Raw genomic sequence first — 16,251 nt, forward strand, 5'->3', positions numbered from 1 at the left:
TTAAACTCTAAACAGTTTCATTACCTCATCCCCCAAATGATTAATCACCTTCACCGCAATTCGTCCGGACTTTGGTTTATCAAACGGTCGTGAGATATCGCTGTTGAGCGTAGCCCAGGCTTCTTCGTTGATTTCGGCCTTCAAGGTGGTTTTCAGAGCTTTGTAGGGATCGTTGGCGCCGAGGAAATAGGCGTGGCGGACGAAGAAGCTTTCTTCGTTATAGTCGGTGTCGATGAACCAGCAGGCGATGCCGTCGGCGCCGTCGCTGCGGACTTCGCCGGTGTTGGGGTGGAAGACGTCCACTCCGTGGACGGTGACCTGTATCCGGTGGTCGGTGGTCAGTGAGAGTGGAAAATCAGCATCGCTCAGACTTTGGAGCGCAGCGAGCGTTTGAGACCGTTGAGCAGCCGACCAACGATTGCCGCCTGATTCAGAGCTGGGTCGATGTCCAATTCGGAGACCATTCCCAGTCTTTGCGCCAGGATCAGAAAGGTCTCCGTTTCCGCCAGCGATCCGCTCGCGATTCCCATAAAGTGCAGAAACTCCCTGGTTCCCTCCCGCTCCGCTCCCTCTGCGATATTCGCCGCCACCGAGGCCACCGCCCGGCGAATCTGAGATGTCAAGCCGAATTTTTCCTCCCCCGGAAACCTTGCCGACAATCGATAAACCATCTCGGCCAGTTCGATTGATTTCCTCCAGACTTCCAAGTCCCGATAGCTCTTTAACGTGCTCATAGCTCGCAATCATCCTCCCATTACTGGTCACTAGCCACTGGCCACAGGTCACCGTGATATCCGGTTCGCCGAAGATGACGAACAGGTTACCCTTGCCCGTGTTCTTGAGGTCGTCGGCCATGTGGAGATCCGCGTTCATGCGGGCCTTGAGGATGGGGATGCGGCCGAGCTTGTTGAATTCCGAGGAATGGGCGTCGTAGTTGAAGGCGCAGGCGATGAGCACGTCGAAACCGGCGTCGCCTGCTTCGCGGGCGGCGGCGACCAGATCGGGGCGGGAAACGGTGCCGAACTCGGGGCCTATGAAGATGGCGGCGCGGTATTCAGTGGCCTGTGGCCGGTGGCTTGTGGCCGGTGAGTTTTCGTTCTGTCCACCGGCCACCGGACACTGACCACCGCTTCCACCGGTCACCGACCACAGGTCACCGGCAACCGTTCCAGCGGCGCAGATCAGCTCGCCCGGCCAGGGCGTCAACGCGGTGAAGTTGATCTTGTCTTCCTTGTGCGCCTGCTGGACGCCGGCGGTTTTGAGGTTCTCCAGGATCATTTGGACGAAATCCCGCTCCTCGCTGTAACCGCCATCGGGTTCGGCGATGCCGTCGATCAATTCGTCGTTTTCGTCGACCGTCAGTACACGGTGGGGCGATAAGCTTTCCACCGTGAAAGGCCCGGCGACGCGGACTTTTTTCTTGTCCTCGTAGGGTTTGTCGTAGAGGTATTCGAACTCGGCCTTGGCGGCGATGGAGGCGTCGATTTCCTTTTGGCGGGCGATGCGAGCTTCCCAGAAGTCGGCGAGCGGTTTGCGGGCGGATTCCGGCCAGTCGGCGGGAGCCTCGCGTGGAACTTCCCATTCGACCAGCGCGAACGCGGGCACGACCTCACCGCTCGGCATGGTAAAGGTGGCGTCATCGGTTGCGTCGAACTGTACGGTCTTGCCTGCTCGCCCGCCTGTCGTCACTTTAAACGGCTTGTTGTGACCGCGCAGGGCGGCGTTCAGGCGAGCCAAGGCATCCTGTACCTTCGGCTGCCAGGCTTCCCAAATGACGTCGATCTCGGCGTTGTTGGCGATGGATTTCAGGGTGATATGCGGCACCCGCTCGTAGACGAATCCCTGGCGGATGTCGCCGCGCCACTTTTCACCCCTCTCCCTCTGGGAGAGGGGCAGGGGTGAGGGTAACGCGGTGCGGGTGATTTCGGCTTCCTTAAGTTGGCCGTCGCGGCTGTCGGCGAGCAGATAGTAAGGATAGCGGGCGCCCATGATGCGGGCGCGGGCCAAGGCCAGTGCGACGCGGGACGTGTCGATGGTGATCCAGCGGCGGCCCCATTGTTCGGCGACGTAGGCAGTGGTGCCGGAGCCGCAGGTGGGGTCGAGGATGAGGTCGCCGGGGTCGGTGGACATGAGGATGCAGCGTTCTACAACACTCGCATTCGTCTCAACCACATATGCTTTCTCTGATGCAAAGCCAGCTTTACTTGTATCCAGCCAAATGTTCTTGATCGGACTGGATGGATTGTCATCGAAATAGCGGACGTAGCGCAGGTTGTTTCCGACCACCTCTACACGAGATGCACGGGCAAGACGCTTCAGACCATTCGGGTAGTTTGGCTTCCAGTGGCTGTTCGGCGATGGATGATATGTTTTTCCATCATGCTCAAATGGCGTTGGCTCAGGCGGCGGACCTTGACCGTTTAGATTGTCAGATGAATAAACGCGCCAATCGGCACTCAATACTCCCGCGTTTTCTTTCTCCTCCGGCGTTGCCGGTCGGCGCACGAACGGCTCTTGTTCAATGCGGTTGTATCCGGATCCTTCCTCACCGAGGCCCTTCTTTCTCTCCTTCATGCGACGCCACTTCACCTGCGACTTGTCTTTCGCATACAGAAGGATGAAGTCGCCGATTCGCGATAGATGAGCTGATGGTAAGCCGCCAGTGGTGGAGAAGTTGATGGTTGAGATATAGTTCGCTTCCCCAAACACCTCATCCATTACCGCCCTGACCCGGTGCACATTCTCATCCCCAATCTGCACAAAAATCGACCCGGAATCCGTCAACAAATCGCGCGCGACGGTCAACCGGTCCCGTAGGTAGGTCAGATACGAGTGAATCCCGTCCCGCCAGGTATCCCGGAACGCCTTCACCTGTTCCGGCTCGCGGGTGATGTGTTCGACGTTGCCGTCCTTCACGTCGCGGCTGGTGGTGGACCACTGGAAGTTGGAGTTGAATTTGATGCCGTAGGGCGGATCGAAATAAATGCACTGCACCTTGCCGCGCAGTCCTTCCCGTTCCGCCAGCGAGGCCATGACTTGCAGGCTGTCGCCCAGGATCATGCGATTCGCCCAGTGGGCGTCGTGCTGGTAGAACTCGGTCTTGGCGGTGTCGTTCGGCAATCCGTTGAAGTCGGCGAATAGGTCTGGCTGGTGGCCAGTGGCCGGTGATCGGTGGTCGGAATCGCTGCCTTTCCCGGTCACCGACCACTGGCCACCGGCCACTGATTGACGATGCAAATCGTCAATCAACACCTTGGGATGAACTTTTTCCTGAATGTAGATCGGCGGCGCATGGACGACGAGATCGGACCAGTCCTGCTGATCCTTGCCGCGCCAGACCAGTTGCGGGTCCAGGTCGCGGTTGCGGCGCTCGTAGGCCACGCGGATGGGACTCTGCTCATCCTGACGCAAGACCGACTGGTATTCGGCCGTGGGGATATTCTTGCGGGTGGCTTCGTCGTGGGTGAGGGTTTCGACGGTGAGTTTATTAGGTGCCTTTGCCATACGGTTTTCGCTCAGGAATCCAGTGAATCCGGGTTTTTCAAGGATTTCTTCTCCTCGGAAGCAAGCCGGCGCTCTACCTTTTTCACATCTTCGGCAGCCGGCAAGCTTTCCGGCCGAATCCCTCGTTCGAGCAGTGTTTTGCGGACAGCTTTATTGTTGGTGATGTGCTCATCGGAAATGGCCCGTTCCGTGTTCATCTGGCGCTCCCTGGCGTTGAAGATGGTGATTTCAGTGGCGAAGTCTTTGGCCTTCAGAATGATGGTGGGGGCGAAATCGGCCAAGGGGCGGCTGTCAGGAACCTTCCACTGGGCTTTCATGGCTTGGGTGGATTTACCGAAAAGAGCATGGTCTCCCTTGCTGCGAATGATGCCGAAGTTTTGGTTGCCACCGGTTTGTTCGTAGATGATGTCGGACAACTCTTTTTCTGTGGCGGTGAGCTTTTTGCGCGCGGCTACCCGTTCGGCCTCGAGCAGGCGTTGTTCAATCAGTTCGGCCTTACGGGTCTGAACGGCGAAGTAGGTCTGGGCAAAGGCGATCTGCTGTTTCTTGGGGTCGCCGTTCTGGGCAATCAGGTAGCAGGCGTAGCGGGTGAGCATGATGTCATCGATCTCGCGCTGACTGCCCGAACCCAGGTCGACCATTTTGTTAACGTCAACAAAATGGTCTGGGATAGCGTGACCGGATATCTCACAGGCTGTCTTCGCCTTGGTAACGACTGCCGTGAAGTTGCGCCATTCTGTATATCCCAGAAGATGCTGAAGGTCGCGCGCGAGCCAGAACTCGATACCGCCTTCAGTTTGTTGTGCATGGGCTTCGAAGTTGTTCGTGAGAGTATGGATAAGGTCGGTTTTCATAGAGTCTTTTTACCGTCTATTGGTGGTACTTCACGCTGGGGGAATAACCTGAGTCCGTTGCCGATTTGGTTATCCACTTCAGGACGAACCGTCGTCCACTGGAATGGCGGTGCATGCGGCTGTCATAACCAAGCTTTGTTGAGGAAAGGTGGAGGGCGTTTTGGTTGCGGAGGCAGAAAAAGAAAAGCCCCAGGGGATCGGCACACTCTCAGGATGTGTGAGAGGGCTTACTGCCAAGGGGCGGATGTGAGTTGCATTGTAGGCGATCATTTGGGGCGCATTAAAGTTTGGAAACTGCGACGGATTCGATGAGTTTGTCAAACGCTTCCTCGACCTTCTTCGCAAAATCCGTCTCCATCTGGTAGACGTCCCCGAATTCCGCAAAGGCCCAGCGTCCGTATTGCTTGAGGTTGTTCACGCCGGGCACCCAGTAGGCGTCCATGGTTTCCTTCTTGATCTTGGCATCTTCCCGCCGGTAACCCTTGATCTCGACGATGAGGTTTAGGAGATCGTCCTCGCCACGGCCGTCCTCCACCCGCACGATGAAGTCGGGCAGGTATCTTCGGGTTTCCGAGCCGTAGCGATAGGGCACTTCCAAGCCCAGGCCATGGTTCTTGACGTAAGCCTTCACGCGCGGGTGCGCTTCGGCGACGCGGCAGAATTCGGCTTCCCAGTCACTATCCAGAATGATCCAGTTGACGTGACAGCGGTTGGCCGCCGTCTCCCAGCGTCCCGTTTTCGAGGTGTTGAAGCTCACCTGGCGCGTCGAGCCGGTCGGATTGTAGGGATCGAGCACCGCCTTGATGGGGCGGGTGCCGACGAAGGCGCGGGTGATGCCGGCGGTGATCCGCTCGCAGGCCATGTCGGCGAGTTCCTGGTACATGAGCTGGGCCGGATAGGTGCCGCCCTTGCAGACGAGGCAGGTATCCAGCCATTGCTTGGCGATGCGTTTCAGCTGGCCGAACAGATGGAGCTTGGGTTCTTCGCCGGGATCGCGCCATTTGGTGTAGAGCAGGCGATGGGTGAGGTGGAACAGCAGCGTCGATGAGCGCAGATCGCCGGTATGAACGAGATTGAGATCGACCGATTCGCCGATAATGCCGGCGATCTGGGTGACCGAAGGCCCGACTAGATCGGGCGTCAGTTCCAGCACGGAGTCGTCGTTGAACTCGGCGCTCAGCCGCTCCTGGGGCAGTTCCACCCGATAGCCCTGCACCCGGGGAAACCGGATTTCCAGCGCGTCGCGGTCGGGCCGAACCGCCTTGACGTGAATGGTTTCGCGGGGTTTTTGCGGCGGCGCTACCACGGGCTTGGCGGTAAAGTCGAAGGGTATCCCTAAGACATCCGCGTATTCGACGTTGAACAAGTTGTCCTCGTTGAGGTCGTAGGACTGGCGGCGGAGCGCGCGGCCGATGACTTGTTCGCACAGCAACTGAGTGCCGAAGGCGCGCACGCCGAGCACGTGCGTCACGGTATTGGCGTCCCAGCCTTCGGTGAGCATGGACACGGACACGACGCAGCGGATGGATTCGCCCAGCCGGCCTTCCTTGCCCACGGTGTTCATCACTTCCCGCAACAATTCCTGATCGGTGAGGTTTTCGGCCTTCTGGCGGTCGCCGGTGCGTTCGACGATTTCGCGGCGGAAACGCTCGATCTCGTCGGCCGCCATCTTGTGAAAGCCGGCATCCAGCGCGTCGCCGGACTCGAGCTGTTCGCTGTCGATCAGGAGGGTGCGGGGCCGGCCAAGCGGATTGCCGTGCTCGTCGAAATTGCGGAAGAGGGGGAGTCGGCCGTGCTCGAACGAGATCGAGCCGTCTTCGTTCTCGCGATGGAATCCCGAGATGTAGTCGTAGACCAGCTTGGAGGTGGCGGTATTGTTGCAGACCACGATGAAGCAGGGCGGCACCTTGATTCCGCTCTCCTGCCAGAGCCGGAACGTTTTTTCGTAATGGCCGTAGAGGGCTTCCAGCGCGGTCTGGAGTTCCACCGGAATGCTGAGCGGGTCGAGCGCTTTGCCCTTGCCGCGGCCTTTCTTGGGCATCCTCGAGCGGATGTGCTCCCAGAGGTTGCGGAACTTGGGCACGTCTTCACCGGGAATGTTGTCCGCCACCGGCACGCGCGGCAGTTTGACGATGCCGCATTCGATGGCGTCCATCAGCGAGAAATCGCTCATGGTCCAGGGGAACAGCGTGCCTTCCGCATAGCCGGAGCCGCGCAGGAAGAAGGGCGTCGCCGACAGATCGATCACGCGGAGCAGGCCGAGCTTGCGGTTGACGATTTCCAGCCCCGAAATCCAGAGCCTCGCGGCCTCGTTGTTCTTTTCGGCTTCTTTCCTCTCGTCGCCCGTCAGGTCCTCGTCGTCATGAACGGGCTTTTCGCGGTAACAATGATGGGCCTCGTCGTTGATCGCCAGGATGTTCTTCAGTCCCATCAGTTCTGGCATCACCCGCTGGAGCATCTGCCCTTCGGTTTCCAGGGTATCGAGCTTTTCGCCGCGCCCTTGGAGCAGCGATCGGCCGCCTTTGGACAGCTCCAGGCGCTCCCGGAGCTTGAAGGCGTGATAATTGGTGATGACGATCTTGGCGCGTTCGAGGTCGACCAACATGTCGGTCGGCACCAGTTCCCGGCTTTGGTAGTAGCTGTCCGGGTCGTTGGGCTGGAGCACCCGCAGCCGATCGCGAATGGTCAGGCCAGGCGTCACGATCAGGAAGCCGCGGGTGAACTTGGTGCTATTGGGCCGGCGCACCGCGTTGATCGTCTGCCAGGCGATCAGCATGGCCATGACGGTCGTTTTGCCGGCGCCGGTGGCGAGTTTGAGCGAGAGGCGCATCAATTCCGGATTGGCGTCGTGATTGGCGCTCGCCAGGTGGTCCAGAAATCGCGCGCCGGCCTTTCCGAATTTGGGCGCGACTTCGGTTAGCCAGATGGCGGTCTCGACCGCTTCGATCTGGCAAAAGAACGGCCGTATGCCGTTGAAAGGATGATGCCGCCAATGCTGGAGCAACCGGGCGGTTTCCGGCGTGACCAACCAATCGTTCGGATTTGGCAATTTGCGCCACTGGTCGACATGGCGGCGCAGCTCATTGATGATTGGGGTCGGATCGTATTGCTGGGCTTCGGACGAAAGCCCCAAGCCTTCATCGAAGAGCAACGACTGTTGGTTGGCCGCGCTCTTGCGCTTCTTGGGCTTAGGGATAGGCGTGATGAACTCCGCGAGACGACGGCTCTCGATGATTCGCTGCGTCGGCTGGCCCTGGTCGTCGAGTTCCCAATGGCGTGACGGGTAGTCGTAAGGCGAGTTGAGGATCGGCTTTTCGAAGAATTCGTTTTTCATTCTTGTTTTTTGACGTCATCGTGGCCGTCGGCCGTCCAATGGCGCGATTTGCCGACCGAAACGAGAGATTCTTACCCCAAGTCTTCATCGTGAAATGGGTGATAGAGCGCGCGAGTGATCGCTCTAAGCGTCAAGTCACCTCCGCTGATGCCGCCGCAACGGTTTTTGAGACGCTCGTCACTGAATCCACAGATCGCTAGCTGTACTATCGAATGACTGGTTACTCGGGGTTAAGACTTAACTTCCATGCAACCCTTTATTTAAAGTATGTATCTGAGCGACGAAATAAACGTTCTAAACCGGTAGAAGACTCATCGGGACGTTTTGACTGACGACCACAAAAGCGGAACGCTGACCGGCTCACTCCTTTTCTGCACCCACACAAAAAATAAAGTGGCAGTTAGCAAGTAACGAAATCATTACATCATTGCTGAAATCACATCCAAACGCTGTAATCCTTGGCTGAAAACTTTGTAAGCTTCGGATTACAACATCCCAAATATGTCGTGAATCGACTGAAACACGCTGGAACAAGTGTAGCAGGCACGAATAAAACGCCCAATTTGAAGGCCGTTGCCAGAAGTGGCTCCGCTTGCTCGGGGTCGTCGGAGTTTGAAGTAAATCTGTCCGGGATAATTCTGTCCCGGTTGGAATGCAGTCGTCCGGAGTTACGAGTCGACATACCTGCAGCCAGTTCGGATGTTGATCTGTCCACGAAATATGCAAGTCCCGGCGTTCGACGGAACGGGCGCTGCACGACTATCGCTTATACACTAAGTCTGCGCTAGTATTCCGGCGGATTAGCGTACTGAGCAATCCGAGTTCTGACATATCCCCATCCGGCTTGGATAGCAGAATTTTTACAGCAGTTCGGCGTGTGTTTCTCTGAATGTATGGACTATGAGTTCCACATCGCCGTGGAGCCAGCGCTCTTGGACTACGCCTTTTTGATGGCACTCGATCAACGCCCAGAGTTGCCGGATGATGGCCTGCGGACTGTTCCGAAGGGCCTGTTCGGCCATGGGCCGCTGCTGGTGATAGAGCTTCGGGTTACCTTGCTCGAGTAAAGACTCCAAGTTCTCCACGTCAGGTGCTATCAGCCCCACTACGAACGGCAGCGCTTGTGCGATCAAGAGTCCCGCGGGATCAAGATCGACCAGCGCCAGCGCCGGGCGCTTCCAGGCGCGGAGACATTCGTTCACGGCCTGGCCGCTACTGTTACGTGGATCGCCTCGGTAGAGTACCAGGGCATGAGTGTACGTGACCTGGTCAAGTGATAGCGGACACCCCAGTTAAGCGGCATTGGCCAAATGGCCGTTCTTCTCAAATTCGTCCGGGCTGCGATAACCCAGGAACGAATGCAGACGGCGACAGTTGTAGAACATCGTGATGTACTCGACGATATCCCGGCGCGCTTCTTCTCGAGTCTGGTAACTCCGCCAATGGACCCGTTCGGATTTGAGCGAGCCAAAGAAGCTCTCGACCACAGCGTTATCCCAACAATCGCCCTTGCGACTCATGCTGCCTGTCATCCCATACGCCTGCAGCAGGCCCCGAAACGCCCGGCTGGCATACTGCACGCCTTGATCAGAATGATGCAGCAGTTGACCCCGGGGCGGTTGCCGGCGCCACAGCGCCATCCGGAGCGCGTCACATGCCAAGGCGCTGGTGAGGCGCTTTCCCAGAGACCAACCCACGACCTTGCGGGCGTATAGGTCAATCACGACGGCCAGATACAACCAGCCTTCGGCCGTCCAGACATAGCTGATGTCCGAGGCCCATACCCGGTCCGGCGCTGCTACTCGGAAACCCCGCTGCAGCCGATTCGGAAACACGGGCTGGCTGTGTGCGCTGTTTGTCGTCACCCGATACCGGCGGCGATAGCGCACCCACACCCCAGCCTCGCGCATCAGTCCACGTGCCTGATAGCGGCCGACCCGGTAGCCCAGCCGAGTAAGTTCCCGCGCCATGCGCCGCGAGCCATAAACGTGATCCGATTCGGCCGCCAATTGGCGCACTGCGTCCAGTTTCGCCTGGCGCATCGAATCTGGACCGCGCTGCGGTCGCCGGACGAAGGCGTAGTAGCCCGCCCGGCTCACCCCCGGCACACGGCACAATCGTTTCACGGAATAAGCCTTCTTCGCCTGATCAATGAACTGATATCTCAGCCCACTTCCTTCGCGAAGAAGGCCGCCGCCTTTACCAGAATATCGCGCTCCTGCTTCAGCCTACGGTTCTCGTCCCGCAGTCGCCGCAGCTCTTCCTGCTCTGCCGTCCGTTTGCCATTCCCCCGAAACGCTTCCTGCTCATCCACCCGGTACTCTTGAATCCATCGCCCCAGCATCTTCGGGTTGATCCCCAGGTTGCGACCGGCTTCGGCCTGGGTGTACCCGTGTTCGGTCACCAGCCTCACCGCGTCCAGCTTGAATTCCTTCGTATAGCGTTTTCTTGTCATCATCTCTCACCTCAGTTGTAGAGCTTAACTCCTTAACTCAGGTGTCTGCTGGCATTGGACCACGTCAACGGTTCTTCCAGCGTCCATCGCATCTGGTCCAGCCGGTCGAAGCATTCGTAATTTTCGATCACCACGATCGCCTCATGTTCGAGACTTTCCACCGACTCGACGGCCAGATCCAGATGGCTTCGGATCGGAAGGTCAATGACCTTCCCATTGAGACACAGCGGCTGGCCCGGCAAGGCTTTTAGCGCCAGCCGATGGGCCGATACCGCCTGTCCGGCCCATTTTTCATTGCGGGCGCGTTCCAGGGCTTCGGACCGCGTGACGCTTTTGAGCGCCTCGACCGAGACGCTCTTCAAGTCCAGCCCGGTCATCTGTTTGACCAAGCCGATCAGTTCGGCCTTGTCCCGTTCGGAGACCCGGATTTTGTGGCCGAGAGTGACGCCGATGTTGTACTCGTGGTGGAGACGTTGCCAACCCGCATTCAGCGGAAATAGCGTCTGATCCGAGCAGACGGCGCGTTCAATCAGGCGGACCAGCCGTTTATCCATGGGACGGCCCTCGATAGACGACGCGGAGGTCCTTGACGCGAAGGGTGCCGGTAAACCCATCGACGCGCGCGTGCCGAACGAACTCGAAATCGAAACCCTGCTTCAGTCCCTTGCGCCGAAGGCTCTCGCTGAGGACGCAGCTCAACCAGATGGGCGGGTCGATCTCGATGCCATGATGATGGCGATAGGCCAGGGCAGACACGGCTTGCCCCGGCGTCTGGCGCGCCTGCTCGAACAGTTGCCGGATGCGCTGGCGGTACTGAGGAAATTCCACCCGGCGGGCCGGCGGCTTGGCGAGGCTCACCCGATTGAGGCCGCGTTCCTTTTTTTTGGCCAGCAAGGCCTCGCTGTCGATCCTGATCTTTTGGGCGATGGCGATGAGTTCCGTCTCCAGGCTCCGGTTCAGCGGGTCTGGATGAGCCTGCAGCTTGATCCCTGAAATGCGATTCCAGTGATCCGGGATCTGTTCCCGTTCGCACCAGTCCTGTGGGCCATAATCGGGATTCTGCCTGAGGAAAAACGCCAAGCCCCTCACCAGGCGAGCCCGCGCCTCGATCTGGCGCAGCTGGAACAGGAAAGTCTTGAGGGTGTCGAGGATGTCCTGCAGACGTTGGCGATGGCTCGGCAAAGTGCGGATGAGATGACGATCGATCAGCCCTTGGAGGCTTTCGTGCGGCTCGGCCAGATCCATCAGGTGCGCCGGCTGTAACAGACTGACTGCGCTGACCAGCTTTTCCAAGCGGGCGATGTAAAAGGCATTTTGCCGTTTTTTTTCCGACAGGGCGCGGACATTGGCGAAGCGGCTGTTCACCAGCATCAGCAGGTAAGTGGTGTTTTCGTCCAGGGTATCTGCGAGGTCAAACACCAGGCGCTCGATTTCGCCGAGAAAACGGTCGCTGTCCTCCAAACGATCCTCGGCATGAGCGTCCTGGTATAGTCCGATTTGCTGTTCCAGCAAATCGACCCAGCCCCCCAGGTCGGTATCCAGCCGTCGCATGCGGTCGCTGTTCAGCGCGCCGTCGATGAACTGGCTGAGCCGCGTCGATAGGCGATGCCCCTCCTGGCCACGATGGGATAGGATCTTGAGCTGCTTCAGCTGGTTCAGTGCCCGTTGGTTGTCCCCGCCGCTTTGCACGCTGCCGTTGAAATAGGCTTCCGCGATCAGATCGCCATGCTGGGCCATGGCCTGCAACAACCGGTGCAGCGACGTCTTGTCCCCGCTCAAAATAGATCATCCTGCTGGGTGTCTTCTTCTTTCTGCTCCAGCGGCAAGGCCTCGTGCTCCTGAATGAATTGGAGCGCCTGATAGAAATAATCCAACTTGCCAGTCACCTGATACACCAGCGTGTCGCGGCTTGCCAGGTGCAGATAGCCCCAGTGGCAGAGGGTCTTGAGCAATTTTTCCAGGCGTCCCTTGGTGGAATCCTCGGTGCTGAGGAAATCCCTGAAGCGGGCGAAGCCTTGTAAGCGATCGGCCAAGGCCTGGTTGTTTTCAATGGTTTTCAAAAGACCCGAAAAGGAGAGGGTATCCCCGGGACTCAGCGCGGCATCCTGTTGCTGGCATTGCATCATCATGTCCAGCCATTCCACCACGGGATGAAGCTCCAATCGGAAGGTCTGGAAGAGCTTGCGGATGTCCGAACGCGCTTCACCGTCGATTTGACGGTAGGCAGCATAGTACGCAAGTTGGCTCCCGGTGCTGGCCAGGGCATAGCCCAGCCGATCGAGAAAAGCCTCCACCTCGCGGCGATGCTCGGGATCTTTTAGATACCGAAAACACTCGTCGGCCGAGACCTCGCAGATGAATTCGCCCCGCAATAAGCGTTTGACGGTGTTTTCAAACATTGAGGGCAAACGCCTTGCTCGTGTTGTCCCGTGGGATGACGTCGTCTTCGTCTATGACCATCTCCACCAGCTCCCGATAGCCGTAGATCTCGTAGCGGTTCTTGAAAGACTTGAGGACTTCCGGGTCGGGATCGGGAAAAGCGGACAGTAGGGTGATGTTGTTGCTATTGAGGATTTCCAGCAGCCGCTCGATATTCATCTGGTGCAGGTCTTTCAGCTCGTCCATGGGCCAGATGATGGAGACGGGTTGGTCCTTCCGGATCATATTGATCAGAGCCACGAAGAACACGCAGAGGATGAGATAGGACAGGCCGTGGCTGGAAATCTGCCGCAGTTCTTCGTCGTGCGTGGCACGTTTGACCTTGCTGTTCTCGGTCACGGCAATTTCCAAGCTGAGCAGATTGACTAGACGGGTTTCCACCCGTCCCTCACGCCCACCCAATTGGCCCGCCACCTGCTGCACGGCATCGGCAAATGCCTGGGTCGGCAACAGCAGGTCGTCGGCACGCTGCCAGCTGTCATAATGTTCGGTGAATGTCTTGATGTGCTGCCAATACCCTAGCGCCTCGACTTGCGACAGGAGACGCGCCTGAATCGCCTCGATTTTTTCGAAGCCGATGTTGCGATCGATGCTGGCGGCCAAGCGCCGGGACAGGGCGTCGATGCCTCGGTCGAAACGCCACAACGCCTGGTGGTAATTGCGCACCGCGCTGCCGAAGGTGTTGGCCTCCATTACCAGCACGCGGCGCAATTCGTCGGCGTGATGGTCAAACCAAGCCCGGAGGTACGGAAGCCAAGCCCGATCCGAGGCATCCATACCGATCTCCTGGACCGCGGTTTCGGCGTAGCTGGCCGGGCGCGTACCGGGAAACTGATTCAGAGCGCGTTTGAGGCGCGCGACCAAATCGCCGATGCGTTTGGCCAGCGCTCGCTCCCGCGTCAAGAGTTCGTGCTTGCACTCTTGCAGGAACGACACGGAATGAGATGCATCCAGAACCACGCTGCCCTCCGGCAGCCGGGGATAACGCTCCAACTCGCTCAGCATGTGCGACAAACGTTGTTGCTGGCCTTCGATCTGTTTCAGCGCGCTGTTTAGCTCGGCGATGCGGGCTTTAAGTTCCTGTTGCACCCCTTGAAACTGCTCCAGAGCCCTTTGATAGCAGCCATCTTGTTCGTGCCGTATGACGTTGAGTTTACGGATGTCGTCCCGCAGCGTTTCGTGCCGGGGCCATTCGTGCTGACGCCAACGCTGGTATTTCTCCACTTGATCGGCGGCTTGTTCCGCTTGGGCCAACTGCGTGGTGAGCTGGCCGATCTTCTTCTCGAGATCGTTCAACGTCGCCGTGTCCACCCCTCCTTTTTCGAGGCTTGCCATCCGCTGACGATTGAGCTCCTCCAGCTTTCTGGCCTGCTGCTCCGCCATGACTTCCAACTCTTTTTTCAGTGCCGTTTTTTGCGCGGCGAGGTCTTGATCAAGGGCAGCCAGATCGTCGGACAACGCGGCCGCCAACTCTTTGAGCTGGTTAGCCAATTGCTGACGGTTCTGTTGGATTCGGGTTTGATTGTCTAAGATCTCCTGATGAATGGTCTCCAACTGAGCCTGTAGGGCTTTTTGCCGTTCGGCCTTACTGACGCGAATTTGGTTTTCCAGCGAGGCGAGCTCGGCCTTCACGCGTTCGATGGCCGTTTTGGCTTGAGCGAGAGCCAGTTCCGCCGCGCGGCGCTCCTTGTCGAGAGCTTGGCCCGTCTTGCGATGGGCCTCCAAGGCGGCGTCCAGCGCCTGGTCTTCCTGGCCCAGACGATCCAGTTCATCGCGGCAGTGCGCGATCGCTTCACGCAAGGCGGTTTCGCTCGCGGCCCGGTCGGCTTCGAGCGCATCCAGTCCGAGGCTTACGCCGTAGAAGCTCTCCGGATTCGGAGCCAAGTCTGGCGAGAGGTCGTCCCGCAGCAGCAACTCGGGCTTGATGACCTTGGCAATGTGGCCCGTCCACGCCGGATGATGTTCCCGCAGAAAGCCGAGCAGGGTATGGGCATCGGCCTCCAGCTCGCGGCGGAGGCGCGCTTCTTCATCCTGGACCCGTCGACGTTGCTCACCCAGTTGCCGGCGGTTTCGATCGAGTTGCTCGGCATTGCCGCGATGGGCTGCCAGCTTTTCCTCCAGCGCGCCCTGCTGCTCGCGGCTCCGTTCCAGTTCCGTGCGCGCCGCTTCCAGCGTTTCCCGTTTCGAGTCGAGAGCCGACAGCAAGGCGGGATCGGCCTGAACGTCTTGAATCTGAGCGTTGAGCTGGCCCTGCCGTGCGGTCAGTCTCAAAAGTGCCTGATTCAGCTCCTCTTCCCTAGGAGCCGCCGCCTGTGTCAGGGCAGCCTCCTTGGCGTGGTATTCCTCCCGCAACCGGCTCCGTTCGCGCTCGGCTTGGAGTGCCAGCTGCCCGAGACGCGTTTCGCGCGCATGCCGCCGCTGCTGGTATTCTTTTTCCTGCTCGGCCTTGAGGCTTCTAAACTCGGCATCGATATCCTGGACCTTTTCCAGCAACCTTCTCTGGGTTTCGCGCGCCTGTTCAAGGGCGCTGCGGGTTTGGCCGCGCCCTGCGTACAGACGCTGTTTGCGCTCGATGTCCTCCCGCTCCCAGGCGGCTTTTTCCTGCTCGAGTTGATCCAGGCGGCGTTCGTTGGCATCGAGGTGCGCCTGGGTTTCGGCCTGCTCCCGTTTGAGTGCCAGCTCCTGAGTCTCCCAAGCCACCTTCGCTTGGTCCCGAGAGTGCTCCTGCTGTTCCAGTTCTTGCCTCTTACGCTGATGGTCCTCCTCGAAACGGCTGGCCAAACGGCGCATGCGTGCCGCGAGCTCGGCGAGTTCCTGGCGTACCGTAACCGCCTCTTCCTCAAAGGTTTCCAAGGCGACCATGGCCTCGCGTTGGGCCTCCATGTGCTGACAAGCCCGATATTCACGACACCAGACTTCCAGCGTGTCGATCTTGATGTCCAGCGCGATGGATTCGCGCTCTTCTTCGATACAGCTCACCAGCATTTCCCGCAGATCGCGAAAATCAGTGGCGCGCATGAACATGCCGGTGACGATCTTCTCGACGTGTTGGAGCCGCCGACCGCTGGCGCTTTCACAAAAGCTGAAGCGGGCAATCAACTGCCGCATCTCCGCCCCTTTGGCATGGGGCAGATTTTGAATGACGGTGCGATAGTCGTTGCGGGCGGTCAGTTGGGGGCTGCAGTAGACACCCTTTTTACCGAGATGACGAGCGAGATCACGGCAGGAAATCGGCATTTCTCTGCCCTCGCCGTCGGTGACGAGGAAATCTTCCAGTGCAAATGCCTTGTCGACGAAGCGGTAACACAGGCCACCCTCATTTGTGGCGGCATACATCACCGCCAGGCAGGTTTGCTTGGAACGGCGGTACTCGAAAATGAGGTAAGAGGAATCGTGCGGCAGGTAATGTTGAACGAAGCTTTCGTTTACCCGGCTTTTGGGCACCAACCGACTCGGGCTTTCGCCAAAGAACAGCGGGATCAACCGGAGTAGGGTGGTCTTGCCGGCGCCGTTAACACCATTGAGATTGGTCGGGCCATCCAGGCGCACTTCCTGTAAGGTACCCGGTTTGTATGAGTCGATGAGGATGAGGCGATTGATACGGAACACGGGGAACGATTCCGGAGTAGCGAATACCTATGAATGGAAAGTAGACAATAGCGTGC

General features: G+C 58.6%; 9 protein-coding genes. All 9 read right to left on the reverse strand.

Annotated features, from left to right (window positions below; translation table 11 throughout):
• Nucleotides 1-3,504 carry a site-specific DNA-methyltransferase gene (locus ACWJKU_RS08430; RefSeq protein WP_454147645.1) on the reverse strand — a complete coding sequence of 1,168 codons (3,504 nt, stop codon included), beginning with the start codon at nucleotides 3,502-3,504 and terminating at the stop codon, nucleotides 1-3.
• Nucleotides 3,505-3,515: 11 nt separating this feature from the next.
• Nucleotides 3,516-4,358, reverse strand: a complete 843-nt coding sequence (gene dinD / locus ACWJKU_RS08435) for a DNA damage-inducible protein D (RefSeq protein ID WP_454147647.1) — start codon at nucleotides 4,356-4,358, stop codon at nucleotides 3,516-3,518.
• A 280-nt stretch (nucleotides 4,359-4,638) separates the two neighbouring features.
• Entirely contained in the window at nucleotides 4,639-7,692 is a 3,054-nt protein-coding gene (locus tag ACWJKU_RS08440) for a BPTD_3080 family restriction endonuclease (protein ID WP_454147649.1), read from the reverse strand.
• An 860-nt stretch (nucleotides 7,693-8,552) separates the two neighbouring features.
• A complete protein-coding gene (locus tag ACWJKU_RS08445; RefSeq protein WP_454148074.1) occupies nucleotides 8,553-8,984 on the reverse strand; it encodes a DUF7281 domain-containing protein in 432 nt (143 codons plus the stop codon).
• A protein-coding gene (locus ACWJKU_RS08450) for an IS3 family transposase (RefSeq protein WP_454147651.1) occupies nucleotides 8,985-10,150 on the reverse strand; the annotation gives its coding sequence in 2 pieces (ribosomal slippage) (nucleotides 8,985-9,895 and nucleotides 9,895-10,150; 1,167 coding nt in all).
• Nucleotides 10,151-10,179: 29 nt separating this feature from the next.
• Entirely contained in the window at nucleotides 10,180-10,701 is a 522-nt protein-coding gene (locus ACWJKU_RS08455; protein WP_454147653.1) for a hypothetical protein, read from the reverse strand.
• Complete coding sequence (locus tag ACWJKU_RS08460) at nucleotides 10,694-11,926, reverse strand: hypothetical protein (RefSeq protein WP_454147655.1); 1,233 nt, start codon at nucleotides 11,924-11,926, stop codon at nucleotides 10,694-10,696. Before ACWJKU_RS08460 ends, ACWJKU_RS08455 begins: the two co-directional genes overlap by 8 nt.
• Nucleotides 11,923-12,546 (reverse strand): condensin complex protein MksE, encoded by a 624-nt coding sequence (locus ACWJKU_RS08465; protein ID WP_454147657.1) that lies wholly within the window; start codon nucleotides 12,544-12,546, stop codon nucleotides 11,923-11,925. Before ACWJKU_RS08465 ends, ACWJKU_RS08460 begins: the two co-directional genes overlap by 4 nt.
• Nucleotides 12,539-16,195, reverse strand: a complete 3,657-nt coding sequence (locus tag ACWJKU_RS08470; RefSeq protein ID WP_454147659.1) for an ATP-binding protein — start codon at nucleotides 16,193-16,195, stop codon at nucleotides 12,539-12,541. Before ACWJKU_RS08470 ends, ACWJKU_RS08465 begins: the two co-directional genes overlap by 8 nt.
• Nucleotides 16,196-16,251: the final 56 nt, after the last annotated feature.

Source organism: Methylocaldum sp. MU1018, assembly GCF_053646775.1.